The organism is Streptomyces sp. NPDC001515 (genome assembly GCF_053597115.1).
In genome coordinates this window covers 13,273-39,927 of the sequence record NZ_JBSFHN010000054.1, presented here as the reverse complement: position 1 = coordinate 39,927, position 26,655 = coordinate 13,273, and the positions used below count along the sequence as shown (strand labels likewise).

At 72.2% G+C, this 26,655-nt stretch carries 20 protein-coding genes and 1 pseudogene; 14 read left to right on the top strand and 7 right to left on the bottom strand.

Annotation, left to right across the window (positions count from 1 at the left end; translation table 11 throughout):
* Positions 1–259 (bottom strand): annotated as a pseudogene (locus ACWCXC_RS35565) (sugar transferase); the annotation flags it as partial.
* Between the two features lie 346 nt (positions 260–605).
* Between ACWCXC_RS35565 and ACWCXC_RS35560 the strand changes: the two are divergent.
* Positions 606–1,865 (top strand): D-arabinono-1,4-lactone oxidase, encoded by a 1,260-nt coding sequence (locus ACWCXC_RS35560; RefSeq protein ID WP_450891658.1) that lies wholly within the window; start codon positions 606–608, stop codon positions 1,863–1,865.
* Between the two features lie 47 nt (positions 1,866–1,912).
* On the opposite strand, the gene ACWCXC_RS35555 is transcribed toward ACWCXC_RS35560, so the two are convergent.
* Positions 1,913–2,908 (bottom strand): MASE1 domain-containing protein, encoded by a 996-nt coding sequence (locus tag ACWCXC_RS35555; RefSeq protein ID WP_450891657.1) that lies wholly within the window; start codon positions 2,906–2,908, stop codon positions 1,913–1,915.
* An 81-nt stretch (positions 2,909–2,989) separates the two neighbouring features.
* Complete coding sequence (locus ACWCXC_RS35550; RefSeq protein WP_450679807.1) at positions 2,990–3,814, bottom strand: PP2C family protein-serine/threonine phosphatase; 825 nt, start codon at positions 3,812–3,814, stop codon at positions 2,990–2,992.
* Positions 3,815–3,999: 185 nt separating this feature from the next.
* Between ACWCXC_RS35550 and ACWCXC_RS35545 the strand changes: the two genes are divergently transcribed.
* A complete protein-coding gene (locus ACWCXC_RS35545) occupies positions 4,000–4,299 on the top strand; it encodes a DUF1876 domain-containing protein (protein WP_450891656.1) in 300 nt (99 codons plus the stop codon).
* Between the two features lie 72 nt (positions 4,300–4,371).
* On the opposite strand, the gene ACWCXC_RS35540 is transcribed toward ACWCXC_RS35545, so the two are convergent.
* Entirely contained in the window at positions 4,372–5,673 is a 1,302-nt protein-coding gene (locus tag ACWCXC_RS35540; protein WP_450891655.1) for a pectate lyase, read from the bottom strand.
* A 281-nt stretch (positions 5,674–5,954) separates the two neighbouring features.
* Between ACWCXC_RS35540 and ACWCXC_RS35535 the strand changes: the two genes are divergently transcribed.
* Complete coding sequence (locus tag ACWCXC_RS35535; RefSeq protein ID WP_450679810.1) at positions 5,955–6,572, top strand: DUF6629 family protein; 618 nt, start codon at positions 5,955–5,957, stop codon at positions 6,570–6,572.
* Positions 6,573–6,613: 41 nt separating this feature from the next.
* Here the strand turns inward: ACWCXC_RS35535 and ACWCXC_RS35530 are convergent, their stop codons facing one another.
* Entirely contained in the window at positions 6,614–8,638 is a 2,025-nt protein-coding gene (locus ACWCXC_RS35530; RefSeq protein ID WP_450679811.1) for a SpoIIE family protein phosphatase, read from the bottom strand.
* A 240-nt stretch (positions 8,639–8,878) separates the two neighbouring features.
* On the opposite strand from ACWCXC_RS35530, the gene ACWCXC_RS35525 reads away from it, so the two are divergent.
* Positions 8,879–10,768: a rhamnogalacturonan lyase gene (locus ACWCXC_RS35525; protein ID WP_450891654.1), complete on the top strand. Its 1,890-nt coding sequence runs from the start codon at positions 8,879–8,881 to the stop codon at positions 10,766–10,768.
* A 68-nt stretch (positions 10,769–10,836) separates the two neighbouring features.
* Here ACWCXC_RS35525 and pgm read toward each other — a convergent pair whose 3' ends face one another.
* Complete coding sequence (pgm, locus tag ACWCXC_RS35520; RefSeq protein WP_450679813.1) at positions 10,837–12,477, bottom strand: phosphoglucomutase (alpha-D-glucose-1,6-bisphosphate-dependent); 1,641 nt, start codon at positions 12,475–12,477, stop codon at positions 10,837–10,839.
* Positions 12,478–12,524: 47 nt separating this feature from the next.
* Positions 12,525–13,262: a 4'-phosphopantetheinyl transferase family protein gene (locus ACWCXC_RS35515; RefSeq protein ID WP_450891653.1), complete on the bottom strand. Its 738-nt coding sequence runs from the start codon at positions 13,260–13,262 to the stop codon at positions 12,525–12,527.
* A 200-nt stretch (positions 13,263–13,462) separates the two neighbouring features.
* Here ACWCXC_RS35515 and ACWCXC_RS35510 point away from each other — a divergent pair, with 200 nt between their 5' ends.
* The 10 genes from ACWCXC_RS35510 (at position 13,463) to ACWCXC_RS35465 (ending at position 26,587) form a co-directional block, all read left to right on the top strand.
* Entirely contained in the window at positions 13,463–13,957 is a 495-nt protein-coding gene (locus ACWCXC_RS35510) for an N-acetyltransferase family protein (protein ID WP_450679815.1), read from the top strand.
* Positions 13,958–14,359: 402 nt separating this feature from the next.
* Complete coding sequence (locus ACWCXC_RS35505; protein WP_450891652.1) at positions 14,360–18,649, top strand: discoidin domain-containing protein; 4,290 nt, start codon at positions 14,360–14,362, stop codon at positions 18,647–18,649.
* 213 nt (positions 18,650–18,862) lie between these two features.
* Positions 18,863–20,287, top strand: coding sequence for an extracellular solute-binding protein (locus ACWCXC_RS35500; protein WP_450679817.1), 1,425 nt, complete (start codon positions 18,863–18,865; stop codon positions 20,285–20,287).
* A 76-nt stretch (positions 20,288–20,363) separates the two neighbouring features.
* Complete coding sequence (locus ACWCXC_RS35495; RefSeq protein WP_450679818.1) at positions 20,364–21,323, top strand: carbohydrate ABC transporter permease; 960 nt, start codon at positions 20,364–20,366, stop codon at positions 21,321–21,323.
* A gap of 15 nt (positions 21,324–21,338) precedes the next feature.
* Entirely contained in the window at positions 21,339–22,295 is a 957-nt protein-coding gene (locus tag ACWCXC_RS35490; protein ID WP_450891651.1) for a carbohydrate ABC transporter permease, read from the top strand.
* 138 nt (positions 22,296–22,433) lie between these two features.
* Entirely contained in the window at positions 22,434–24,059 is a 1,626-nt protein-coding gene (locus tag ACWCXC_RS35485) for a glycoside hydrolase family 13 protein (protein WP_450891650.1), read from the top strand.
* A gap of 94 nt (positions 24,060–24,153) precedes the next feature.
* The gene (locus ACWCXC_RS35480; protein ID WP_450679820.1) at positions 24,154–24,480 is read left to right on the top strand and encodes a cupin; all 327 of its coding nucleotides are present in this window, start codon (positions 24,154–24,156) and stop codon (positions 24,478–24,480) included.
* 123 nt (positions 24,481–24,603) lie between these two features.
* Complete coding sequence (locus ACWCXC_RS35475; RefSeq protein ID WP_450679821.1) at positions 24,604–25,230, top strand: GNAT family N-acetyltransferase; 627 nt, start codon at positions 24,604–24,606, stop codon at positions 25,228–25,230.
* Between the two features lie 94 nt (positions 25,231–25,324).
* Entirely contained in the window at positions 25,325–26,200 is an 876-nt protein-coding gene (locus ACWCXC_RS35470; protein ID WP_450891649.1) for an ABC transporter substrate-binding protein, read from the top strand.
* Positions 26,201–26,323: 123 nt separating this feature from the next.
* Complete coding sequence (locus ACWCXC_RS35465) at positions 26,324–26,587, top strand: type B 50S ribosomal protein L31 (protein WP_450679823.1); 264 nt, start codon at positions 26,324–26,326, stop codon at positions 26,585–26,587.
* Positions 26,588–26,655 lie beyond the last annotated feature (68 nt).

Genomic DNA, 26,655 nt, shown 5'->3' with positions numbered 1-26,655 from the left:
ACCACACCAGTGCGGCCGTGGCCGCCGCGGCGGCCGGAGACGGCTGGGCGCCGGCGCGGAGCACCAGCCAGCCGGGGACCCCCAGGCCCAGCAGGTCGGTGGTGACGCCGAGCGGCAGTCGCCGGCCGGTCCCCGTTCGCGCCGTGGTCCGGGCGGAACGGTCGCGCTGTACGGTCGGGCCCTGCGGCGGCCGGTCGGTGGCCGGTCCGCTGAGCCGGTGCGAAGAGGTCCGCGGACGTGGCGCCCCTGCCAGTCCCACGGGTCCTGATATTTCGGATTCGGGTAGCTCGACATGCCCCATGAACCCCCCAGTCACAGTTGCATCGCCACAAACGGGGCGCATCCGCCGATCCTGTGGACTGACGGATGCGCCCTCGCTCGGTGCACGATATCCACACACGTGCCCTTTCGCTGCTGTTCCAGTGAAGTTCAGACATGCGAAGGGGGCATGAACTCGTCCCGATCCGTACGGGATCTCAGGTTCTGTAGTCGGCTGTTGGTATTTGGGACGCGTGGGAACCGGATGCTGTGCGGATATGTCCCTCTGGGAGAATCGAGGTGCCGGGACGGAACGGTCCCGGGCACGAGCGAAAGAAGGACGCACGGTGGCTCCCGCGGAGACGAACTGGGCCGGCAACATCACGTTCGGGGCGAAGCGGCTCCTCGTCCCCCGGTCGGAGGCCGAACTGCGGGAGACGGTGGCCGCCGCCCCCTCGGTCCGGGCACTCGGCACCCGGCACTCCTTCAACACCGTCGCCGACACCACCGGTGACCTCGTCTCCGTGGCCGGGCTGCCCCGCGAGGTAGGCGTCGACACGGACGCGCGCACGGCCACGGTCGGGGGCGGACTGCGCTTCGGGGAGTTCGCCGGGCACCTGCACGCGCACGGGCTCGCCCTGCACAACCTGGGTTCGCTGCCGCACATCTCGCTGGCCGGCGCCTGCGCGACCGGCACCCACGGTTCGGGGGCCGCCCTCCCGTGCCTCGCGGGCGCGGTCCGCTCCCTCGACCTGATCACGGCCGACGGCGGGAAGCTCACCCTGGACCGCGGCGACGACGACTTCGACGGGGCCGTGGTGGCGCTGGGCGCGCTCGGCGTGGTGACAAGGCTGACGCTCGACCTGGTGCCCGCCTTCGACGTACGGCAGCGGGTGTACGAGGATCTGCCCGAGTCCGTCCTGACCGGCGGGTTCGACGCGGTGATGGGCGCGGCGTACAGCGTCAGCGTCTTCACCGACTGGCGGCCGGGACCGCTCGCCCAGGTCTGGCTCAAGGAGCGCGTCGGCGACCCGGGCGCCGAGGAGGTGCCCGCCCTGCTGCCCGGCGCGCGCCCGGCCGACGGGCCGCGCCACCCCGTCCCCGGCGTGGACCCCGTCCACTGCACGCGCCAGGGAGGAGTCCCCGGCCCCTGGCACCGCCGGCTCCCGCATTTCCGGCTGGAATTCACCCCGAGCAACGGCGACGAACTCCAGTCCGAGTACTTCGTGGCCCGTGAGCGGGCGGCCGACGCCTACGAGGCGCTGGCCCGGATCCGCGACCTGATCGCCCCGGTGCTCCAGATCTCCGAGATCCGCACCGTCGCCGCCGACCGGCTCTGGCTCAGCCCCGCCTCCGGCCGCGACTCCGTCGCCTTCCACTTCACCTGGGTCCCGGACGGCGACGCCGTCGCCCCGGTGCTCGCCCGGATCGAGGAGGCGCTGGCCCCCTTCGAGGCCCGCCCGCACTGGGGCAAGGTCTTCGGCACCCCGCCCGACGTGCTGCGCAGCCTCTACCCCCGCTACCGGGACTTCGAGGCGCTGATGGCCCGCCACGATCCCGAAGGCACCTTCCGCAACGACTTCCTGGACCGCCACTTCGGGCGCTGACCCGCCCGGGCGTCTCCGGAAGGTCCCGCCCCGCTCGGCGGCCCCGGTCAGCGGTGGTCCCCCTCGTCCTCCGCCCGGGACGGCCAGGCCGCCGCCGACCGGCCCGGGGCCAGTTGGTCGACCAGCTCGGCCAGTTCCTCGCAGGCGCGCTCGATCCGGCGCCGGACCGTCTGCTGCTCGGCCACGACGGCCGCCAGCAGCAGCGCGGTGAGCGCGACGGCCCCGTTCAGGACCGTCAGGTTGATCATGACCTCGACCATCGTATGACCGGCGAAGGGCCCCACCCGGTCCGTCGCGGCGACGGTCGCCAGGACCGACACCAGCAGCGCGCACGGCGCACTGCCCGCGAGCCGGAAGCGCAGCGCCGCCCAGACGATGATCGGGAAGACCAGATAGAGCATCGACAGCTGACTGCGGGTGGCCTCCAGCGATCCGAGGACCGCGACCACCGACAGCGCCGCCGCCTCCGCCCAGCGGTCGTCCGCCCGGGGCATCCGCAGCCGCCGCAGCACCAGCACCACCGGGGTGACCACCAGCACCCCCATCACGTCCCCGGCCCACCACGCCGCCCACGCCGACCAGAACCCGCTGGCCGGAAGCTTCTCCACGATCAGGAGGGAGAGGCTGCCCGTGGTCGCGCTGACCAGCATCCCGGTCAGCGCCCCCAGGAAGACCAGCAGGACACCGTCGCGCAGCCGGGCCAGTTCGGCACGGAATCCGGCCCGGCGCAGCAGCAGATACGCGAGGAAGGGGGCGAGCGTGTTGCCCGCGACGACGAACGCCGTCGATCCCGACACCGAGCCGCTGAGCGTCGTGATGACGAGCAGGGAGCCCAGCGCGATCCCCGGCCAGATCCGCGTCCCCATCAGCAGCAGCGCGCTCAGCGCGATCCCGGTGGGCGGCCACAGCGGGGTGATCACCGCCCCCTGGACGGTCACCTGCCGGAGCAGTCCCAGGGCCCCGGCCGCGTAGTAGGCACCGGCGACACCGAGGACACGGAGTAAGGCCGCGGCCCGGCGGCGGTTCTTCTCGCTGCGGATCACGCCTCTCATCAGACACCGGCGCCCGGGGCGAGGGCCGCGTGACACGCCCCCGCCGCCTCGCGCCTGATGGTGCGGGCCGTCTCAGGCGGCGGCGGGGGAGGCGGTGTGCCGCAGCACGAGCACCGCGGCGTCGTCCTCGTGCCCGGTGCGCTCGGCCGTGCCCAGGACCGCGTCGGCCACCGTGTCCGCGCTGTCGCGCGCATGCGCGCGCACCACGTGCTCGACCGCGTCCATCCCCTCGCCGATCGGGTACGAGGGGCCCTCCACCACCCCGTCGGTGACCAGGACGAACACTCCGTCGCCGGTGAGGCGGCGGGCGGTGACGGGATAGTCCTCGCCGGTCTGGATCCCGAGCGGCAGACCGCCCTCGTCCTCGGTGACGCCCGAGGCCCCGTCCGCCGTGGCCCAGACCGCGCCCACATGGCCGGCGCGGGCGATCAGCAGCTCCCGGGTGTGCGGATCGAGCCGGACGAAGGTGCAGGTCGCCAGGAGGGCGGAGTCCACGGCGAGCAGCAGTTCGTTGGTCTGCCGCAGGACCTCGCCGGGATCGGCCGCCGTCGTCGCCAGCGCCCGCATCGCGATGCGGACCTGGCCCATGAAGGCCGCCGCCTCGACGTCATGGCCCTGGACGTCCCCGATGGCGAAGGCCAGCGCGCCGTCGGGGAGCCGGAAGCCGTCGTACCAGTCCCCGCCGATGTCCAGCCCGCTGCGGGCCGGGGTGTAGCGGGCGGCCGTGTGCAGCCCGGGGGCCGAGGGCAGCTCGGGCGGCAGCATCTCGCGCTGGAGGGCCTCCGCCAGTTCCACCCGGGCTTGGTGCAGCTCCACCTCGTGGCGCGCGCGGGAGGTCAGCCGATGGAGGGTGGTGAGCAGCTCCTCGGCACTGGCCGAGCGGGGACGCCGGTTCATGAGCCGCTCCGCGGTGACGGGGGATCGCCGGGAAGAATCTTATTGCGGACCGGGTCCCCGCGCAGGCCGGGCCGGGGCCGCCCGCGCCGGGAACGGGCGCGCGCGTCCGGTTGGGTGGATGCTGGAAGGGACCCGTACGACGACGGAGGCGCCCGCCCGGCGGTAGCGGGCCCGGGAGGTGTGCGATGAACCGCACGATGGAGTGGACGGTCCGAGTCGATCTCTCGGAGGCGGACGGAACGACGAAGGCGGAAGCGGTGCTGGACACCGGAACGGCCAGGCTCACCGGTCACGGCATCGCCCGGTGCAGCCCCCAGGACCCGGATGTGCCCGCCATCGGGGACGAGCTGGCGGCGAGCCGCGCGATGCGCGATGTGGCGGGCCAGTTGATGAGCGTCGCGGATCGCGACCTCGGCCGGGCGGGCTCGGGGTCCTCCGGAGAACCGGTGCCACCGCCGTACGCCTGGTCGGACGGAACGGCCTGACCGGGGCGGTCCGGCGAACGTGCCCGCCCGCCCCGGTCACCGGGGCGGGCGGGCACGGTGGCCCCGTGCGCCTCAGTCGGCGTAGGTGATGTCGGAGGCCGAGTAGATGCAGTGCGTGCCGTCGGCGCCGGTGCCCGTCTTGCTGGGCTCGCCGCTGGTCACGCCCTTGTACTTGGTGCAGATGTCGATGCCGCGGTCCGCGTCGTCGTAGATGGTGACGCCGGAGAAGCGGGCCGTGTCACCGTAGTTGGTGTTGATCCCCACCAGGGTGTTGCCCGGAGCGGTGATCCAGACGTTCCGCACCTGGACGTGGCGCGCGTACTGGGTCGAGCAGTTTCCGCAGGAGCGGTAGAGCTTGCCGAAGTCCTCGACCTGGAAGTTCTTGATGATCAGGGTGCCGCCGCCGTTGTGCTGGAAGACCTTGTCGTCCGCCAGCCTCGCACCGCCGCCGTCGACCGTGCGCACCAGGGAGGAGGAGCCGCCGAGGAAGGTGGCGGCGTCCTCGCCGACATCCTCCCACCACACGTTCTTCAGCGTGCAGCTGCCCGTGCAGTGCACCCCGTCCGCGGCGGGGGAGCCGAGGACGACGTTCTGCAGGGTGGCGCCGTCGGCCAGTTCGATCAGGGCGGGCTGGTCCTCGTCCTGTCCGCCGGTGCCCAGGTCACCGCTGCCGTAGAAGCGCTTGAGCCCGCCGTCGTAGCTGCCGGAGACCTTCATCGTCGAGGTGAGCGGCTGGCTGCTCGTGGCCTTCGGCCAGGCGGGCGGCGCACCGGGGTCGGTCGGCGGGTCGGTCGGGTCCGTGGGCGGGTCGGTCGGGGTCGATCCGGCCGTGGTGAACGTCCAGCGCTTGCTGGTCACCGAGTCGCAGGAGTTCTGCTGGACGAGCGCGCCGGCCGCCGTGGAGCCGTCCTTCACGTTGAGACATTTGCCGCCGTTGGCGTTGACGACCTGGTACGTCGCGCCGCTGACCTGCGACAGCGTCCACACCTGCCCGGCCCCGCCGGTGCAGCCCTGCTGCTCCACCGCCTTGCCCGCGCTCGTGGACGCGTCGCGCACCCCGGCGCACCGGCCGCTGTGGGCCGCGGTCAGGGTGTAGCCGCTGCCGGACGCCTTGAGCTGCCAGGTCTGGTTGGCGCCCCCGGAGCAGGAGCGCTGGGCGAGCTGCACCCCGTCGGAGGCCGAGGAGCCGGGGACCTCCAGACACAGTCCGCTGTTCGCGTTCGACAGGCTGTACGAGCCGGTCGCGGGGGCCGCCGTCGCGGAGTCCGTCGCGAAGAGCGCGGTGAACCCGGCGAGGACGAGTGAGGCACCGGCGACGAAGGCGGCGGCTGTCCGGCCGCCCCTCCGTCGGGCATGCTGGTTTCTGGTACGCACTGGGTATTCCTTTCACCGCCCGCGGTGTTCTCCGCGGGCACCAATGAGTGGTTCGGTGCGGTGGCAGGCAATCCCTCGGCCACGGGAACGACATCCACTGTCGTTCCGTATATTGACCTGAGTTCTTGTATGCGAACGACCGTGACGGTACGTCAGTGGCATGGACCGGTCAAGGAGTCGGTGTGTCACAGTCCCGGACCCGGCCGGCGGGCCGTACCGTGACCGGGGCGGCGGCCGAGGTCCGGCCCGGCCGGCGCAGACGAGGAACCACGGGGTGAGTCATGTGCTGGAGCGCCACCGCCGATCTCGTCGCGGGCACCGCGGTGGCCGCGACCGGCGTCGCCTGCCTCGCGCGCACCCGACGGGCACGCGACCTCCCGCTCGCCGCCCTGCCGCTGCTCCTCGGGGCACACCAGATCGTCGAGGCCGCTGTCTGGCACGCGGGCGGCGGCAGCGGCCCGGCCACCCTCGCCTGGGCGGTCATCGCCCTGCCGGTGCTGGCGCTCTGGGTCCCGCTGGGCGTGCTGTGCGCGGCCCCGCCAGCCTTCCGCCGCCGGCAGACCGTACCGCTGGCCGCCGGGGCCGCGACCGCCGCCGTCCTCGCGTACGCCCTGGCGACCCGGCCGGTGACGGCACGGATCCGCGGCCACACCGTCGGCTATGTGCTCGGCCTGCCGCTCCCCGGGCTGGTCGTGGCCGGCTACCTGCTCGCCACCGTCGGCGCGCTCCTGCTGTCCGGCGACCGGTGGCTGGTGCGTCTCGGCGTCCTGGCCGGGGCCGGCGCCGCCCTCTGCGCGGTGCTGTGGCGCACGGAGTTCGTCTCCACCTGGTGCGCGCTGGCCGCCGTCTGCTCCCTGGTCCTGCTCGCCCGGTCCGGCGGCCGGCCGGCGCCCGCCTGAGACCGGCGCACCCCCGGTCCGCCACCCCGTCGGCGTGCCCCTCAGGGGGCCGTGTCGTGCGTGATCTCCTGCTCGGTCCAGAGCGCCTTCCCGCCGGAGCTGTACCGGGTGCCCCAGTGCGCGGCGAGCTGGGAGACGATGAACAGCCCGCGTCCGCCCTCGTCCACGGTGCGGGCGTGGCGCAGATGCGGGGCCACCGGGCTGGTGTCGTGGACCTCGCAGGTCAGGGTCCGGTCCAGCAGGAGCCGCAGGGTCAGCGGCGGGGTGCCGTAGCGCACCGCGTTGGTGACCAGTTCGCTCACGATCAGCTCGGTCGCCTCGACCGTCGCCTCCTCCAGGCCCCAGCCCTCCAGCCGGTCGCGGACCAGGGTGCGGGCCACGGCCGGGGTCGTCCGGTCGTGCGGCAGCTCCCAGGTCGCCACCCGGTCGGGCGGGACGACCCCGGTCCGGGCGAGGAGCAGCGCGGCCCCGTCCGGGTGCGTGCCGGGCGGCAGGTTGTACACGATCGCGTCGCACAGCGCCTGCAACGGCCGGTCCGGATAGGCGAGGGCGTCCTGCACCTTGGTCACCGCGTCGCCGTCGGTCAGCAGCGAACCGGTCAAGAAGGCCAGCACGCTGCCCTCCTCCAGCTCGACCGTGGCGGTGGCGAACGGGGCGCTGTCCTCGGAGAACAGCCGCGGGCCCTCCGGGACGTCGAGCGGGACCGGGCGCCCGTCCGGGTCGACGACGACCGGCGCCGGATGCCCCGCGCGCGCCATCGTGCAGCTCCGGTTCAGCGGGTCGTAGACGGCGAACAGACAGGTCGCCGTCAGCGGCTGGCGGTGCAGCGCGTCGCCCGGCGGAAGGGCGCGCCGCTCCTCGGCGAGCCGGTCGGCCGTGTCGTTGAGCCGGGCCAGGACCTCGTCCGGTTCCAGGTCCAGCCCGGCCAGGGCGTGCACGGCCGTGCGCAGCTGCCCCATCGCGATGGCGGTCTGCAGACCGTGCCCGGCGACATTCCCGATGACCAGCGCGGTCCGGGCGCCGGAGAGCCCGATGGTGTCGAACCAGCAGCCGCTGTTGCGCCCCGGGAGCAGCACCTGGGCCGTCTCGACGGCGACACGGGCCCCGTCGGACTGCGGCAGCAGCCGGCGCTGGACGGTCGAGGCGATCACATGGTCGTGGGCGTAGCGCCGGGAGGTCTCGATGCTCAGCGCCACGTGCGCCGCCGCTGTCAGGGCCAGGGTGAGATCGCGTTCGTCGAAGGGCTCGGAGCCGGTGCAGCGGTAGAGGCCGACCAGGCCGAGGAAGGCGCCGTGCAGTTTCAGGGGCGCCACGATCAGGGAGTGCGCACCGGTCGCCTCCACCATGTGCGCGGTCACCGGGTCCGAGGCCAGCCACGGGAGCCCCGGGTGGAGCGCCAGCAGCCGGGGCCGCAGATCGGCGGCGGCGAGCGCGGCGGGGGTGCCCTCCGGCAGCCGCCGCAGCTCACCCACGGTCGTGTCCCCGTCGACCCCCAGCTGGGCGGCCCGGCGCAACGGGACGTCGCCGCCGACCGGGCCGAGCGGCGCGTGCGAGCCCCGCAGCACGTCGTCGACCACCTCGATCACCGCGAAGTCCGCGAACTGCGGCACCAGGGCCCGGACAAAGCCCTGGCTGATCGCCTCCATGTCGAGCGAGTGGCCGACGTTCCGCCGGACCGAGGCCAGCGTGTCCACCCGGGCCCGCGACCTCTCCCGCTCCTCGACGTCCACCACCGCCGCGAGCAGCCCCAGCGGCCTGCCGGCGGCGTCGTCGAGGCGGTGCACGGTCACCGTCACACTGTGACTGGGGCCGGCGGTCCCGGTCACCCGCCCCCGGACGACCTCGTTGATCACCGGCGTCCCGGTCTCCAGGACCCCGCGCAGCAGCCGCTCGGCCTCCTCGGGCTCGTCCAGCACATAGGCGTCCGTGAAGCGCCGGCCCACGATGTCCTCGGGGGCGACCTGGTCGCTGAGGGAGTTGACCCGCTCCACCCGCAGGTCCGTGTCCAGGACGTGGAGACCCACGGCCGACTGGCTGAACAGGGTGTCCAGGAGCGCGTCCGCCATGCGATCGGCCGGCGGCGTCCCGTGGTCGCGTGGACCGGTGTCCGGCACGTCGTACCCCCATCACCCTCTGCCGCCGCCGTCCGTCGGCGGCACTGGCCCACAAGCCTGTTCCGGGCACGCCGGGGCCGCCACCGCGCTGCGGCGAACGGGTGACATCCGCGCGACACGCGGCGGCAACCTTTCCGGGACCGGCGGGCACTGAGGGGTACCCCACCGTCCCCACTCCGGAAGGCACGCACCGTGGCTCCTGAGCAACGCCGTTCCCCCCGCAGACGCCGCACCTCCCGCACCCGCACCCTGCTCGGTGCGCTCACCGCGGGCGTACTGGCCGCCACCGCCCTCGTCGTCACCGGCCAGACCTCGCAGGCCGCGACCGCGCGGCAGGCCGAGAGGCTGGACCGCGGCCTCGTCAGCGTCCACACCGACACCGGCAACCTGATCAGCTGGCGCTGGCTCGCCACCGATCCGGACGACGTCTCCTTCAACGTCTACCGGGCGGGCACCAAGGTCAACGCCTCCCCGGTCACCGGCTCGACGAACTACTTCCACGCCGGCGCCCCGAACTCGGCCGACTACACCGTGCGCGCCGTCGTCGGCGGGGTGGAGCAGGGCGACTCCGTCCACGCCATCCAGTTCCGCGCCGGCTACAAGGACGTGCCGATCAGCCCGCCCGCCGGCGGCACCACCCCCGACGGCGTCGCCTACACCTACGAGGCCAACGACGTCTCGGTGGGCGACCTCGACGGCGACGGGGCCCTCGACTTCGTCCTCAAGTGGCAGCCCACCAACGCCAAGGACAACTCCCAGTCCGGCTACACCGGCAACACGGTCGTGGACGGGATCCGCCTGGACGGCACCCGGCTCTGGCGCGTGGACCTGGGCCGCAACATCCGCTCCGGCGCGCACTACACCCAGTTCCAGGTGTACGACTACGACGGCGACGGCCGGGCCGAGGTCGCGATGAAGACCGCGGACGGGACCGTCGACGGCCGGGGCACGGTGATCGGCAGCGCCTCGGCCGATCACCGCAACTCCGCCGGCTACGTGCTCTCCGGTCCGGAGTACCTGACGATGTTCAACGGCCTGAGCGGCGCGGCCATGGGCACCGTCGACTACGTCCCCGCCCGGGGCACGGTCTCCTCCTGGGGCGACAGCTACGGCAACCGGGTGGACCGCTTCCTCGCCGGAACCGCCTATCTGGACGGCTCCCGCCCCTCGCTGATCATGGCCCGGGGCTACTACACCCGTACGGTCATCGCCGCCTGGGACTGGCGCGGCGGGGCGTTCACCCGGCGCTGGACCTTCGACACCAACAGCTCCACCAACCAGGGCCGGGGCTACGACGGCCAGGGCAACCACCAGCTCTCGGTCGCGGACGTCGACGCGGACGGCAAGGACGAGATCGTCTACGGGGCCATGGCCGTCGACGACAACGGCAACGCGCTGTGGACGACGAAGAACGGCCACGGCGACGCCCAGCACGTGGGCGATCTGGACCCGTCGCGGGCGGGCCTGGAGGAGTTCAAGGTCGACGAGGACGGCTCGAAGCCGTCCTCCTGGATGGCGGACGCGCGCACCGGCCAGATCCTCTGGTCGACCCCGGCCGGCGGCGACAACGGACGCGGTGTCAGCGGCGACATCTGGGCCGGCAGCGCGGGCGCCGAGTCCTGGTCGTCGGCCGCCGACGGCGTACGCGACCCCCGGGGCACCGTCGTCGCGAGCCGCAAGCCCTCCAGCACCAACTTCCTGTGCTGGTGGGACGGCGACCTCTCCCGCGAACTGCTCGACGGCACCCACATCGACAAGTACGGGACCGGCGGGGACACCCGGCTGCTGACCGGGTCCTCGGTCCACTCGAACAACGGGACCAAGGCGACCCCCGCCCTCTCGGGCGACCTGTTCGGGGACTGGCGCGAGGAGGTCGTCTGGCCGACGACCACCAACACGGCGCTGCGGATCTACTCCACGCCGTACGAGACCGACACGAAGATCACCACCCTGCTCCACGACACCACCTACCGCACCGCCCTGGCCTGGCAGAACACCGCCTACAACCAGCCGCCGCACCCGGGCTTCTTCCTCGGCACCGGCATGGCGAAGGCCCCGAGGCCGACGGTGACCACCCCGTAGGCCCGGTCGGTCCGCGCGGAACGGGGGAGGGGCGGCCGGGCCGGTGCCCGGCCGCCCCTCCCCGTGCGTCAGGCGCCGAGGGCCGCCGAGACGACGCCCCTGGCCTCCTCCTGGACGAGGGCCAGGTGGTCGGCGCCCCTGAAGGACTCCGCGTAGATCTTGTACACGTCCTCGGTGCCCGAGGGGCGGGCCGCGAACCAGGCGTTCTCGGTGGTCACCTTGATCCCGCCGATCGCCGCGCCGTTGCCCGGTGCCGAGGTGAGCACGCCGGTGACGGGCTCGCCCGCCAGGGTGTCGGCCGTCACCTGCTCGGGGGAGAGCCGGGCCAGGACCGCCTTCTGCTCGCGGTCCGCCGGGGCGTCGATCCGGGCGTACGCCGGTTCACCGAAGCGCTCGGTCAGCGCGGCGTAGTGCGCGGACGGCGACTCGCCCGTCACCGCGAGGATCTCCGAGGCGAGCAGGGCCAGCAGGATGCCGTCCTTGTCGGTCGTCCAGACCGAACCGTCCCGGCGCAGGAACGAGGCCCCGGCCGACTCCTCGCCGCCGAAGCCGAGCGAGCCGTCCACCAGCCCGTCGACGAACCACTTGAACCCGACGGGCACCTCCACCAGCCGCCGCCCCAGATCGGCGGCCACCCGGTCGATCATTCCGGAGGAGACCAGCGTCTTGCCGACGCCGGCCCCGGAGGGCCAGCGATCGCGGTGCGCGAAGAGGTACCGGATGGCCACGGCCAGATAGTGGTTGGGGTTCATCAGCCCGCCGTCCGGCGTCACGATGCCGTGCCGGTCCGCGTCGGCGTCGTTGCCCGTGGCGATCGCGAAACGGTCGCGCCGCTCGATCAGCGAGGCCATCGCGTACGGCGACGAGCAGTCCATCCGGATCTTCCCGTCCCAGTCCAGCGTCATGAACCGCCAGGTGGGATCGGTCAGCGGATTGACGACGGTCAGATCGAGGCGGTGCTGCTCGGCGATCCGGCCCCAGTACGCGACCGAGGCGCCGCCCAGCGGATCGGCGCCGATCCGCACCCCGGCCGCGCGGACCGCGTCCAGGTCCAGCACGGACGGAAGGTCCGTCACATAGCTGCCGAGGAAGTCGTAACGCCCCGTGGTGGGCGCGGCGAGCGCCCGGGCGTACGTCATCCGCCGGACGTCCTTGAGACCGCCGGTGATGATCTCGTTCGCCCGGTCCTGGATCCATCCCGTCGCCTCGGAACCGGCCGGTCCGCCGCTCGGCGGGTTGTACTTGAATCCGCCGTCGCCCGGCGGGTTGTGGGACGGGGTGACGACCACCCCGTCGGCCAGGCCCGTGGTGCGGCCCCGGTTGTGGGTGAGGATCGCGTGCGAGACGGCCGGCGTCGGGGTGTAGCCGTCGGCGGAGTCGATCAGCACGCTCACGCCGTTGGCGGCGAACACTTCGAGGGCGGTGACCCGCGCGGGCTCCGAGAGGGCGTGGGTGTCGGCCCCCAGGAACAGCGGCCCGTCCGTGGACTGCCGCTCCCGGTACTCGCAGATCGCCTGGCTGGTGGCGGCGATATGGTCCTCGTTGAACGCGGTGGCCGTCGACGACCCGCGGTGCCCCGAGGTGCCGAACGCGACCCGCTGGCCGGGGTCCGCCGGGTCCGGGTGGAGCGTGTAGTACGCCGTCACCAGCCGTGCCACATCGGTCAGGTCCTCCGGACGCGCCTGCTGTCCGGCTCGTGCGTGCGGCATCTGCCACTCCTCCGTATCGGTCGGTCGGTGCGGTCGGGCCCGCCCCGTCATCTTCGCCGGTCAGCGGCGCCGGCGGGTGCCCGCCCCGCCGCGCGGACCGCCACGGCCGCCGCGTATCCGTCCGGGACGCGGACATCGGTGACCGTCCAGCCGGGCGGGCCCGGGGCGGGCTCCGGGCCGGTGCCCACGTAGTCGGCGGCCAGCCCGTCGGCCAGGCCGATGCCCTCGCCCTTCAGATACGCCTCCTTGCGCGTCCAGACCCGGCCGAAGGCGGCCGGCCGCTCCGGCCCGGACAGCTCCGCCAGTTCGCGGGCCTCCGCCGGGTGCAGCTGGCCGGAGATCTCGGCGATCACCGAGGGCTGCTGGAGGAGTTCGACGTCCGCGCCCACCGGTGCCCCGGCGAAGGCGAGCAGGACCAGCCCCTGCGTGTGCGACAGCGAGAAGTGGACACCGCCGCCGGTCGCCGGGCGGCCGTGCGGACCGCCGCAGGACGGACACGGCTCGCGGACGAGGGGCACCTCCGCCGGGGCGACGCCGAGGCGGGCGCCGAGGAGCAGCCGCAGCGCCGTGTGCGCGGTGAGGTAGCAGGCGCGGTCGGCGGGGGCCACGAGCTGGGCGGCCCTGGCGCGTTCGGCGGCGTCGAGGATCCCGGGGGCGAGGCGGGCCGCCGCGCCGCCCTGGGCGGCCACGTCGACCAGCCACAGCGAGGGCGCGCCCTCGGCCGGACGCGGGACCGGCGACGGATGGCCGTCCTCGGGAAACGTGAAAGTCTCGGGCTGGTACACCGGTACGTCGATTCCTTCGCGGGCGGCTGACTCGGGACGGCTGACCCGGGCGGGCGGCCCGGGGCGGGCCGGCCGGGTCATATCCTATGGAGGTCCGCGGGGTGCCCGGCGTACGGTCGGCCCCCAGTGGCCGAGTCACCGCGCACGTACGGGAATTCCGGAGGCGGTGCGGCCGTCGCCCCCTTCGGACAGGAGCCCCGATGACCTCGCACGACCCCGCGCACCCCGGCGCCGTACGGCTGCGGGAGGGGAGCCCGCGCGACGCGGAGGCCCTGACCCGCGTCTTCCTCGACGCCCGCGCCACCGCCCTGCCGTACCTGCCGCGCGTGCACAGCGACGCGGACACGCTGGCGTGGATGGAGCACGTCGTCCTGCCCGGTACCGAGGTGTGGGTGGCCGAACTGCCCGGGACCGGGGGAGCGTGGGAAGCGGCCGGCTTCGTCTCGCTCGACGGCCAGGAGCTCGAACACCTCTACCTCCGGCCGGATCTCCGCCGGCGGGGGATCGGGACACTGCTGCTGGAGAAGGCCAGGGAACTGAGCCCCGAGGGACTCGCCCTCCACACCTTCCAGCGCAACGCGGGGGCGCGTTCGTTCTACGAGCGGCACGGATTCACCGCCGTCTCCTTCGACGACGGCGGGCGCAACGAGGAGAACGAACCGGACGTCCGCTACCGCTGGAGCCCCACCGGCTGAACCGGAGGGCGTGGGGGAACGGAGAAAAAGGGGCGGGGTCCGCGGGCGCGGACCCCGCCCCTTCGTCTGCTCGCGGAGAGGGCCGCCGCGCCGCGCCTCCGAGCTGGGAGCTTTCAGCGCCTTTCATCCTGGCGCAAATTTCTTGCATTGACGGACGCGGGACGAACCTTGGGCGACACGTAGTCATATGCCCTTAATCGGCGGGAGTTTGAGGAAGGGCGGCTGGGTTGCCCGTGCATTCTTCTTCTGTCGGAACAGTGGACTCCCCTTCAATCCTCTGCAACTCTCTGACCGCAAAACGCAAAAGTCCATCCTGTCGGTTGCAGGAATTCATGCCGACAGGGACGCAGACAGAGCCGCGCCTCGGCCGCCCCCTGCGCCGAGGCCGAAGATCGGGGAGATATGAGAACGCAACGCCGGCGATGGCGGGTCCTTTCCGCCACCGTCACCACGAGCCTGCTGATGGTCGGCTGGCCGGCGCTCCAGGCGTCGGCGGCGGGCGGGCCCGACATCGCCGCAGGGCACCGGACGGCCGCGAGCAGCGCGCTCAGCGGCCGGAGCGCCGCCCACATCACCGACGGCGACCCGTCCACGTACTGGGAGGGGTCCGGCGACGACCTCCCGCAGTGGGTCCAGAGCGACCTGGGCGAGGTCACCCGCATCGACCGGGTCACGCTGAAGCTCCCGGCCGGCTGGAAGAGCCGGCGCCAGACCCTCTCGCTCCAGGGCAGCGCCGACGGCACCAGCTTCACCACGCTCAAGAGTGCGGCCGCGTACACCTTCGCCCCGGGCGATTCCAACACGGTGACCATCGACGTCCCGGCCACCCGGACCCGTTACGTCCGGGCGGACATCACCGCCAACACGGCGGCGAAGAACGGCCAGCTCGCCGAGATGGAGGTCCGCGCGGCGGCCGAGTCGTCGGTGAACCTCGCGGCCGGCCGGACGCTCACGGCCAGCAGCCACACCCAGGACTACGTCGAGTCCCACGCCAACGACGGAAACACGGCGACCTACTGGGAGAGCCGCAACAACGAGCTGCCGCAGTGGATCCAGGCCGACCTCGGCTCCTCGGTCCGCGTGGACCGGGTCGTCCTGCGGCTGCCCGGAGGCTGGGAGACCCGCAGCCAGACCCTGAAGATCCAGGGCAGCGCCAACGGCTCGGACTTCACGGACCTGACCCGGCCCACGGCGTACACCTTCAGCCCGACCGCCGGTGAGACCGCGACCGTCTCCTTCGACGCCACCACCACCCGCTATGTGCGCGTCCTGGTCAGCGCCAACACCGTCCAGCCGGGCGCCCAGGTCTCCGAGCTGGAGATCTACGGCCCCGAGGGCGGCGACACGCAGGCGCCGACCGCGCCGGCGCAGCTCGCGTACACCGAGCCGGCCACCGGACAGATCAGGCTGACCTGGAAGGCCGCGACGGACGACACCGCCGTCACCGGCTACGACGTCTACGCCGACAACCAACTGCTCACCAGCGTGGCGGGCGACGTCACCACGTACACCGACACCCGGCCCGCCTCCGCCACCGTCTCGTACTACGTGCGGGCCAGGGACGCGGCGGGCAACGTCTCCGCGAACAGCAACACCGTCACCCGCACCGGGGACTCCGGGGACACCCAGGCGCCCACCGCGCCGGCCGGTCTGGGCCTCACCGAGTCCTCGTCCGGTCGGATCACGCTGGTCTGGCAGGCGTCCACCGACAACAAGGGAGTCACCGGCTACGACGTCTACGCCGACAACGTGCTGCGCGCGAGCGTGGCGGGCGACGTCACGACGTACACCGACACCCAGCCGGCCGGCGCCACGGTCTCGTACTACGTCCGGGCCAGGGACGCGGCGGGCAACGTCTCGGGGAACAGCAACACCGTCACCCGCAACGGCAGCACCGGCACGGCATCCAACCTGGCGGTCGGCAAGCCCATCACCGCGTCCTCCGTGGTGCACACGTTCGTCGCGGAGAACGCCAACGACAACCAGGTGACCACCTACTGGGAGGGGGCCGGCGGCAGCTACCCCAACACCCTCACGGTGAAGCTGGGGGCCAACGCCGACACCGAGAACGTCGTCGTCAAGCTCAACCCGGACAGCAGTTGGGGGGCCAGGACCCAGACCATCCAGGTCCTCGGCCGCGAGCAGAGCGCCACGTCGTTCACCGGCCTGGTCGCCGCCAAGGAGTACGCGTTCAGCCCGGCCACCGGCAACACGGTGACCATTCCGGTCTCCGCCCGCGTCGCCGACGTCCAGCTGAAGTTCACCGCCAACACCGGCTCCGGGGCCGGCCAGGTCGCCGAGTTCCAGGTCCTGGGAGCCCCGGCACCCAACCCGAACCTCCAGGTCACCTCGCTGACCGCGTCCCCCGCCGCGCCGGTCGAGTCCGACCCGGTGACCCTGACCGCGACGGTGCGCAACAGCGGCGCGGTCGCCGCCCCGGCGAGCAAGGTCGAGTTCCGGCTCGGCGGCTCCAAGGTCGCCACGGCCTCCGTGGGCGCACTGGCGGCCGGGGCGTCCGTCCAGGTAGCCGCCGACATCGGTGCTCGCGACGCGGGCACGTACGCGCTGAGCGCGGTCGCCGACGCGGCCGGCGAGGTCATCGAGCAGAACGAGACCGACAACACCTACACCAGCGCCACCGGCCTGGTCGTCAAGCCGGTCGCCAGCTCCGACCTGGTGTCCACGGGAGTCAGCACCTCCCCGTCGGCGCCCTCGGCGGGCAACGACGTCACCTTCTCCGTCGCGCTGAAGAACCAGGGCACGGTGGCCTCCGCCGCCGGCGCCCACGCCGTCACGGTGACCCTGCTCGACGCCAAGGGCGCCACCGTGAAGACGCTGACCGGCGGCTACAGCGGCGTCATCGCCGCGGGCGCCACCACCGCCCCGGTGAGCCTGGGAAGCTGGAAGGCGGTCAACGGCTCGTACACCGTGCGCACGGTCGTCGCGGACGACGCCAACGAGCTCCCGGTCAAGCGCGGGAACAACACCACCACCGGCTCCCTCTTCGTCGGCCGGGGGGCGAACATGCCGTACGACATGTACGAGGCCGAGGACGGCGTCACCGGCGGCGGCGCCCAGGTCGTCGGCCCCAACCGGACCGTGGGCGACGTGGCGGGCGAGGCGTCCGGCCGCAAGGCCGTCACGCTGAACAACACCGGCAACTACGTCGAGTTCACCACCCGGGCCAGCACCAACACCCTGGTGACCCGCTTCTCGATCCCGGACGCGCCCGGCGGCGGAGGCATCGACTCGACGCTGAACATCTATGTCGACGGCACCTTCCTCAAGGCGATCGACCTCACCTCGAAGTACGCCTGGCTGTACGGCGCCGAGACCGGCCCGGGCAACTCCCCGGGCGCCGGATCGCCGCGCCACATCTACGACGAGGCCAACGTGATGCTGGGCCGGACCGTCCCGGCCGGCAGCAGGATCCGCCTCCAGAAGGACAGCGCCAACACCAGCACCTACGCGATCGACTTCGTCAGCCTGGAGCAGGCGGCCCAGACCGCGAACCCCGACCCGGCGGCGTACGCCGTTCCGGCCGGCTTCACCCACCAGGACGTCCAGAACGCCCTGGACAAGGTGCGCATGGACACCACGGGCACGCTCGTGGGCGTCTACCTGCCGCCCGGCGACTACCAGACCGCGAGCAAGTTCCAGGTCTACGGGAAGGCCGTCCGGGTCGTCGGAGCGGGCCCCTGGTACACCAGGTTCCACGCCCCCTCCGGACAGGAGAACACCGACATCGGCTTCCGCGCCGAGGCCAGTGCCAAGGGGTCCACGTTCGCGAACTTCGCGTACTTCGGGAACTACACCTCCCGCATCGACGGCCCCGGCAAGGTGTTCGACTTCTCCAACGTCTCGGACATGGTCATCGACAACGTCTGGAACGAGCACACGGTGTGCCTCTACTGGGGCGCGAACACCGACGGCATCACCATCAAGAACTCCCGCATCCGCGACACCTTCGCCGACGGCATCAACATGACCAACGGCTCGACGGACAACCACGTCGTCAACAACGAGGCGCGGTCCACCGGGGACGACAGCTTCGCGCTGTTCTCGGCGATCGACGCCGGCGGCGCGGACATGAAGAACAACGTCTACGAGAACCTGACGGCGATCCTGACCTGGCGCGCCGCGGGCGTGGCCGTCTACGGCGGCTACGACAACACCTTCCGCAACATCCACATCGCCGACACCCTCGTCTACTCGGGCATCACGGTCAGCTCGCTGGACTTCGGCTATCCGATGAACGGATTCGGGACCGGTCCGACGACGGTCGAGAACGTCTCCGTGGTCCGTGCGGGCGGCCATTTCTGGGGGACGCAGACCTTCCCCGGGATCTGGCTGTTCTCGGCCTCCAAGGTCTTCCAGGGCATCCGGATCAACCACGTGGACATCGTCGACCCGACGTACAGCGGGATCATGTTCCAGACGAACTACGTGGGAGGTCAGCCGCAGTACCCGATCAAGGACACGATCCTGACCGACATCTCGATCACCGGCGCCCGCAGGAGCGGTGACGCCTACGACGCCAAGTCCGGCTTCGGGCTGTGGGCCAACGAGATGCCGGAGGCGGGCCAGGGACCCGCCGTCGGCGAGGTCACGTTCAACGGGCTCAGGCTCAGCGGCAACGCGCAGGACGTGAAGAACACCACCTCCACCATGAAGATCACCATCAACCCGTAACAGGCCTGCTCCCAGGGGCGCCGTCCGGTTCGCCGGGCGGCGCCCCGTGCTGCGCTCACGCCGGGCACCGCATGCCGCGTGCGGGTGACTGTCAAACTTTTACGAAAACTGCGCGAGATATTGCGTTCACATGTCGGCGCTGGTTGAGTGTGCCTCGCCCCGGCAGAGAGCCGGCCGAGGGCCTTCCACGCTCATGCCCGAAGGGGACCATCGATGAGAAGTGCCGGGTTGCGCCGCACACGCCGTATCAGCCGTGCCTCCGCGGCTGCCCTTGTCACCGCCCTTGCCCTGACCTCGCTCGCGGCCTGCGGCACGAGCAGCAGCAAGGACAACGACTCGAACAGCGCCGGGAAGGGGTCGTCCGACCCCTCGGCCCCGCTGGACCCGAAGACCAAGGTCACGATCTCGATCGACTGCATGCCGCCGGCGGCCAAGGCCGCGGAGCTGCGCGAGTGGAACGAGGACATCGAGACGTTCCACAAGACCTACCCGAACGTCACGATCAACGGGAAGTCCACCCCCGGCCAGTGCAACGAGCCGCCCCGGTTCACCGCCATGCTGAAGGGCAAGTCGCAACCCGACGTCTTCTACGCCTACTTCAGCGACCTCCAGCAGGTCCTGGACAACGACGGCGCCGAGGACATCTCCGCCTACGTCACCGACAGGACGGTTCCGACGCTCAAGGACATCCAGCCCCAGGTCGTCGACGTGGCGCGCAAGGACGGCAAGCTCTACGGCCTGCCGACCAGCAACTACACCATGGGCCTGATGATCAACCGGAAGCTGTTCACCCAGGCCGGTCTCGACCCGAACAAGCCCCCGGCCACCTGGGACGAGGTCCGCGCGGCGGCCAAGAAGATCGCGGGTCTGGGCAAGGGCATCTCGGGCTACGGCGAGTACAGCGCCGGCAACAACGGTGGATGGCACTTCGCCGCCACCCAGTTCGGCCTCGGCGGCGAGATCGTCGACGCCTCGGGCACGAAGGCCGCCTTCAACAACGACACCGGCCGGCAGGTCCTCCAGCAACTGCACGACATGCGCTGGGAGGACGACAGCATGGGCAAGACCCAGCTGCTGAAGTGGGGCGACCTCCAGAAGCAGATAGCCAGCGACAAGCTCGGCATGTTCCTCGCCGCCCCCGACGACATCGCGTACATGGTGCAGCAGCTCGGCGCCTCGTACGAGAACTTCGGGCTGGGCCCGATCCCCGGCGCCAAGGGAACGCTGTTCGGCGGCAACAACTACCTGATCAAGAAGGGCAGCTCGCCCGACCAGATCAAGGCCGCCGTGGCCTGGCTCACCTTCAAGAACCTCACCCCGGGCAAGGGACAGTTCGACTGGGCCCGCACCAAGGCCGACAAGCTCCCCGTCGGCCTCCCGCAGCCGAACTTCTTCCTCGGCGCGAGCAAGACCAAGGACGACGCCGCGCGCGCCGCGAACGCGACGATGCCCGTCGAGAACTTCAAGGCCTTCATGGACAACCCCGTCCCCGGCAAGGCCGAGCCGCCGAAGGCCCAGGAGATCTACAAGATCCTCGACAACGCCATGTCCGGCGTGCTGACCAACAAGGGCGCCGACATCGACAAGCTGCTCTCCACCGCCGAGCAGCAGGTCAACCAGGTTCTGGCGAACCGGTAAGGGACGCGAGGGGCCGGGTCCGGCGGACCCGGCCCCGCACCCGCCCCGCTCAGTTCAACGGCACCGAGGAGACACCATGTCGGCCCCAACCCTGTCCCCGCGCAAGGCGACCGGACCCCGCCCCGGACCCCCGGGCCCCGCCCGCCGGGCCTCCGGCCGGGAGGAGTTCCTGCGCGCCGTGCGCCGCAACATCTCGGCGCACGGCTTCCTCATCGGAGCGGTGCTCTGCTTCTCGCTCTTCTCCTGGTATCCGATGGTCCGGGAATTCGTCCTGGCCTTCCAGAAGACCGAGGACGGCACGACCACCTGGGCCGGCTGGTCCAATCTGACCTACGTCTTCAACGACCCGGCCTTCTGGCAGGCGTGGCGCAACACCCTGCTGTTCACCGTGCTCGCGCTGCTCCTCGGCTTCGTCGTCCCGTTCGTCGTCGCCGTCGTGCTCAACGAGTTCCGTCACGGACAGGGCTATCTGCGGCTGCTCGTCTACCTCCCCGTGATGCTGCCGCCCGTCGCGTCCGTCCTGCTCTTCAAGTACTTCTACGACCCCGGATACGGCCTGTTCAACCGCATCCTGGACGTCTTCCACCTGCCCGCGCAGCAGTGGCTCCAGGACACCGACACCGCCATGCTCTCCGTCGTCATCGCGGCGACCTGGATGAACATGGGCGGCGCCACGCTCATCTACCTGGCCGCCCTCCAGGGCATCCCCGGAGAGCTGTACGAGGCCGCCGAACTGGACGGGGCGGGGCTGCTGCGCAAGATCTGGCACGTCACCATCCCGCAGACCCGGCTGATCCTCTCGCTCCTCCTGCTCATGCAGATCATCGCGACGATGCAGGTCTTCACCGAGCCGTTCCTGCTCACCAACGGCGCCGGCCCCGAGGGCTCCACCACCACCGTCGTCTACCTCATCTACCAGTACGCCTTCAACTTCAACAACTACGGCAGCGCGGCGGCACTCGGCCTCGTCCTGCTCGTCGTCCTCGCGGGATTCTCCGCGGTGTACGTACGACTGAGCCGCAGCAGCGAAGACTAGGACGGGAGCCCGACCATGGCATCGAAGACGTTTGTCTCCCAGCGCGGGAGCGCGCGCAAGGAACGGCGCGGGGCCTCCAAGGGGCGCGCCGAACTCGGCCGCCGGCGAACCCTCGTCTCGCCGGCCCAGCTCGCCCGGCCGCGCGGCCGGGCCGTCTACTGGACGGTCTTCGCCCTGGTGATCATCGTCTTCACGGCGGTCTTCCTCGGTCCGCTGTACTGGATGGTCACCGGCGGCCTCAAGACCACCCAGGAAGTCGTCCAGAGCCCGCCCACCTTCTTCCCCGGATCGGTCCACACGGAGAACTACAGCCAGGCCTGGAACGTGATGGACCTGTCCAAGCTGCTGTTCAACACGCTCTACTACGCCTTCGGCGCGCTCGCCTTCCAGCTCGTCTTCGACGTGGCCGCCGCCTACTCGCTCTCCAAGCTCCGGCCGGTCTTCGGCAAGGCCATCCTCGGCATGATGCTGGCCACCCTGATGATCCCGGCGACCGTGCTGGTCGTGCCCCAGTACCTCACGGTCCTGGACGTACCCGTCTTCCAGCGGAACCTGGTCAACTCGCCCTGGGCGATCTGGCTGCCGTCGGTCACCAATGCCTTCAACATCTTCCTGCTGAAGCGCTTCTTCGACTCCATCCCGCGCGAACTGCTGGACGCCGCCTCCATCGACGGGGCCTCACCGCTGCGCACCCTGCGCTCGATCATCCTGCCGATCTCCCGGCCGATCCTCGGCGTCGTCTCCATCTTCGCCGTGGTGGGGGTCTGGAAGGACTTCCTCTGGCCGATGCTCACCCTCCCCGACCCGTCGAAGCAGACGCTCAACGTGGGCATCTACTCCCTGGCCAGCGGTGTGCCCGAGAACGTGCTCATCGCGGCCCTCACCATCGCGTCGATCCCGACGCTGCTCATCTTCCTGCTCTTCCAGCGCAACATCATGAGCGGTCTCACCGCGGGCGGTCTCAAGGGCTAGCCCCTTCCCGGGCCGCGCCCCGCGACCCGGGGTCCCGCCCGGCCGCCCTCCCCCCCCAGCACTCCGCCGCCGGCTCTCCCATCCTGCCCCGCCCGACGGGCCGGCGGCGGAGTCCCACCTGCCCGAAAGGAACGTCACGTGGCAGCCAACCGTCCGTCCGACGCCACCACGAACTGGTGGCGGGACGCCGCCATCTACCAGGTCTACCCGCGCAGCTTCGCCGATGGCGACGGTGACGGCACCGGCGACCTCGCGGGGGTCCGGACCAGACTGCCCTACCTCGCCGAACTCGGCGTGGACGCGCTCTGGTTCACCCCCTGGTACCTCTCGCCCCTCGCCGACGGCGGCTACGACGTGGCCGACTACCGCACCATCGACCCCGCCTTCGGCACCCTCGCCGAGGCCGAGAAGCTGATCGCCGAGGCCCGTGCGCTGGGCATCCGCACCATCGTCGACATCGTGCCCAACCACGTCTCCGACCAGCACCCCTGGTTCCGGGCCGCCCTGGCCGCCGGCCCCGGCAGCCCCGAGCGCGAGCTGTTCCACTTCCGCCCCGGGCGCGGCGACGACGGCGAGATCCCGCCCAACGACTGGGTCTCCGAATTCGGCGGCACCCCCTGGACCCGGCTCGACGACGGCCAGTGGTACCTCCACCTCTTCGCCACCCAGCAGCCCGACCTCAACTGGGCCCACCCGGCCGTCCGCCAGGAGCACGAGGACGTCCTGCGCTTCTGGTTCGAACGCGGGGTCGCCGGTGTACGCATCGACTCCGCCGCCCTGCTCGCCAAGGATCCGGAACTCCCCGACTTCACCGAGGGCCGCGACCCCCATCCGTACGTCGACCGCGACGAACTGCACGACATCTACCGCTCCTGGCGCGCCATAGCCGATGAGTACGACGGGGTCTTCGTCGGCGAGGTCTGGCTCCCGGACACCGAACGGTTCGCCCGCTATCTGCGCCCCGACGAACTGCACACCGCCTTCAACTTCAACTTCCTGGCCTGCCCCTGGGACCCCGCGCGGCTGCGCACCGCGATCGACGACACCCTCACCGAGCACGCCTCGGTCGGCGCCCCGGCCACCTGGGTCCTGTGCAACCACGACGTGACCCGCACCGTCACCCGCTACGGCCGCGCGGACACCGGCTTCGACTTCGCGGCCAAGGTATTCGGCACCCCGACGGACCTCGCCCTCGGCATCCGGCGGGCCCGCGCCGCCGCACTCCTCTCGCTGGCCCTGCCCGGCGCCGCCTACCTCTACCAGGGCGAGGAGCTGGGACTGCCCGAGGCCGACATCCCGCTGGACCGCATCCAGGACCCGATGCACTTCCGCAAGGGCGGCACCGATCCCGGCCGCGACGGCTGCCGGGTCCCGCTGCCCTGGCACGCCGCCGAACCGCACGCCGGCTTCGGCTCCACCGCCGAGCCCTGGCTGCCCCAGCCCGAGGGCTGGTCCGCCTACGCCGCCGACCGGCAGAGCGGGGACCCGGACTCCATGCTCACCCTCTACCGAGAAGCCCTGCGGCTGCGCCGTACCGAACCGGGGTTCTCCACCGGGGGCGAACCGGGAATCCGTACGCTGACCTGGCTGGACGCCGCACCCGGCGTCCTCGCCTTCGCCCGCACCGAGGGCCTGGTCTGCGTCGTCAACCTGGCCGAGGAACCGGCCGCGCTGCCCGAGCACCGCGCGCTGCTGCTGGCCAGCGGCCCGCTGGACGCGGCGGGGCGGCTGCCCCGGGACACCGCCGTCTGGCTGCGCGTCTGACCGCGGACCGCGCGTTCGCCGGACCGGCCGTGCCCCGCGCGCGGCCGGGCCGGGCGAACGCGCGGGGGAGCGGGGGCTGCGGCACAGTGGGCACATGGACGCACCCCACGACCTGAACGCCCTGGCCGACGAGCACCTCGACAAGGCCCGCACCTCCCCGCACGGCCGCAGCGCCCATCTGCTCCTCCACGAGGACCCGCTGCGCCAGACCGTCATCGCGCTGACCTCGGGCAGCGCGCTGGACGAGCACAACGCCCCACCCGCCGCCACCCTCCAGGTGCTGCGCGGCGCGGTCCGGCTCACCGCCGCCTCGGGGGACGTGGACCTCGCGACCGGACGGCTGCACCCGATCCCCCAGGAGCGGCACGGACTGCTCGCCCTGGAGGACGCCGCGGTGCTGCTGACGACCGTCAACGGCTGACCGGGCCCGTTTACCGGGCGCCCCCGCGAAGGCGCGGACCCGGCTCGGGGTCCGCCGCCCGGCCTGGGGGCGGCATCCGTCAAAGCACTTGTGGGAGCGCTCCCAAGCTCGCAGGATGGCCGGATGACCGCGCTTCCGGGCCCACGGCCCTACCGCCCCGACGACCGCGCCGCCCTCGACGACATCTGCGTCCGCACCGCCGACAACGGCGGCGACTCCCGGCAGCTCTACCCCGATCACGCGCTGATGCCCACGATCTTCGCCGCACCCTACGCCCACCTCGAACCGGAGCTGGCCTTCGTCCTGGACGACGGCACCGGCCGGGCCGTCGGCTACATCCTGGGCACCGCCGACACCCCGCGTTTCGTACGGGACTTCAGGCAACGCTGGCTCCCCCTGGTCGAGGACCGCTACCCCCGGCCCGGCCGGGCGCCGGCCACCCCCACCGAGGAGATGACCGGCCTCCTGCACGACCCGGAACGCATGATCCTGCCCGAACTCGCCGACCACCCCGCCCATCTGCACATCGACCTGCTGCCCGACTGGCAGCGCAGGGGCTACGGCAGACAGCTCATGCGGACCTTCCTCGCGGCCCTCGCCGCCCGGGGCGTCAAGGGCGTGCACCTGTCCATGCTCACCGCCAACACCCCGGCCCGGCACTTCTACGACCGGCTCGGCTTCACCGAGATCGCCGTCCCCGACCCCGGCCCCGTCACCTACCTGGTGCGCTCCACGGACCCGGACCTCTGACCCCGGCCCCGGGTTCCCGGACCGCACGCTGGGCAGGAAGACCCCGACGAGACCGCGACGGGGGGCGGACGACCGGTGACGAGAGGCGGATGGCATGGCTGAGCGGACGCAGTGGCGGTTCACCGACGACCGGGGGCAGGTGTCGACCGCCGGACGGCGACCGGAACGGATCCTCGCCTACGTCCAGGCCGGGGCGACCCTGGAGGACCACGGCATCCGCCCCCACGCGATATTCGGCTCCGGGCACGACGACCCGGCCGCGCCGGACCCCGCCAAGACCGGCGCGCTGCCCCCGGGCGACGTCGCGTACATCGGCGCGGGCGCCGCGCTCGACGTCGACACGCTGCTGAGCGGGGAGCCCGACCTCGTGGTCGCCGTCGGCTACGGCGGCGGCCAGGTGTACGGACTCGACCCGGAGGCCGCCAAACATCTGGAGGGCCACGTCCCCGTCGTGGTCGTCGACGTGGGTCAGGGGCGCACCTTCGCGGAGATCTCCGGCCGGTTCGCCGAGCTGGCCCGCTCGCTGGGCGGCGCGGAGCCCGGCAGCGCCGGCCGGGAGCGGGACGCCGCCCGGGACCGGCTGCGCGCACTCACGGCGGGGCCGCGCCGGGCCCGGGTCCTCGCCCTCTCCCCGGACGGCCCGGACCGCGTGCACCTGGCCCGCCCCCGGATGTGGCCCGAACTGCGGGTGCTGACCGGACTCGGCGTGGATCTGGTGGAACCCGCCGACGGGCCGGGCGCCAACTGGTCCACGGCGGGCTGGGAACAGGCCGCCGAGCCGGTGCCCGACGTCGTCCTCGCCGACTCCCGGGCCCACGCCACCCCCCTCGCCGCCCTCCCGCCCGGCGGCCCCTGGGCCGCGGCCGGCGGGAACACCGCCCGGGTGGTGCCCTGGAACCCGGAGCCGGTGTGCAGCGCCCGCGCCCACGCCCGCTTCCTGGGCCGGGTGGCCGACGCCCTGGAGGGCTGACCCCGCGCCGGTCGCCGTGGGGCGGTGCCCCGTACGGACGCGTGGGGATCGCGCGGACGGCCCCGGTTCGCGAGGCTGGCCGGGAGGTCCCGCGCCCGAACCCGTACCTTCCCAGGAGCAGGCATGCAGCAGGACAAGCATCCGACCTACCGCCCCGTGGTCTTCCGCGACCGTTCGGCCGGCTACGCCTTTCTGACCCGGTCCACCGCGTCGAGCGACCGGACGATCGACTGGGACGACGGCAACACCTACCCCGTCATCGACGTGGAGATCTCGGCCGAGAGCCACCCGTTCTTCACCGGCAAGGCGCGCGTCGTCGACACCGAGGGTCAGATCGCCAAGTTCGAACGGCGTTACGGCGAGGAGGGCGGCGCCCCCGCGTCGTAGCCGCCCGCCCGCCGAGGAGCCCTCCGCCCCGCCGGGGTGCGGAGGGCTCCGCCCTGGTGTGCGTACGG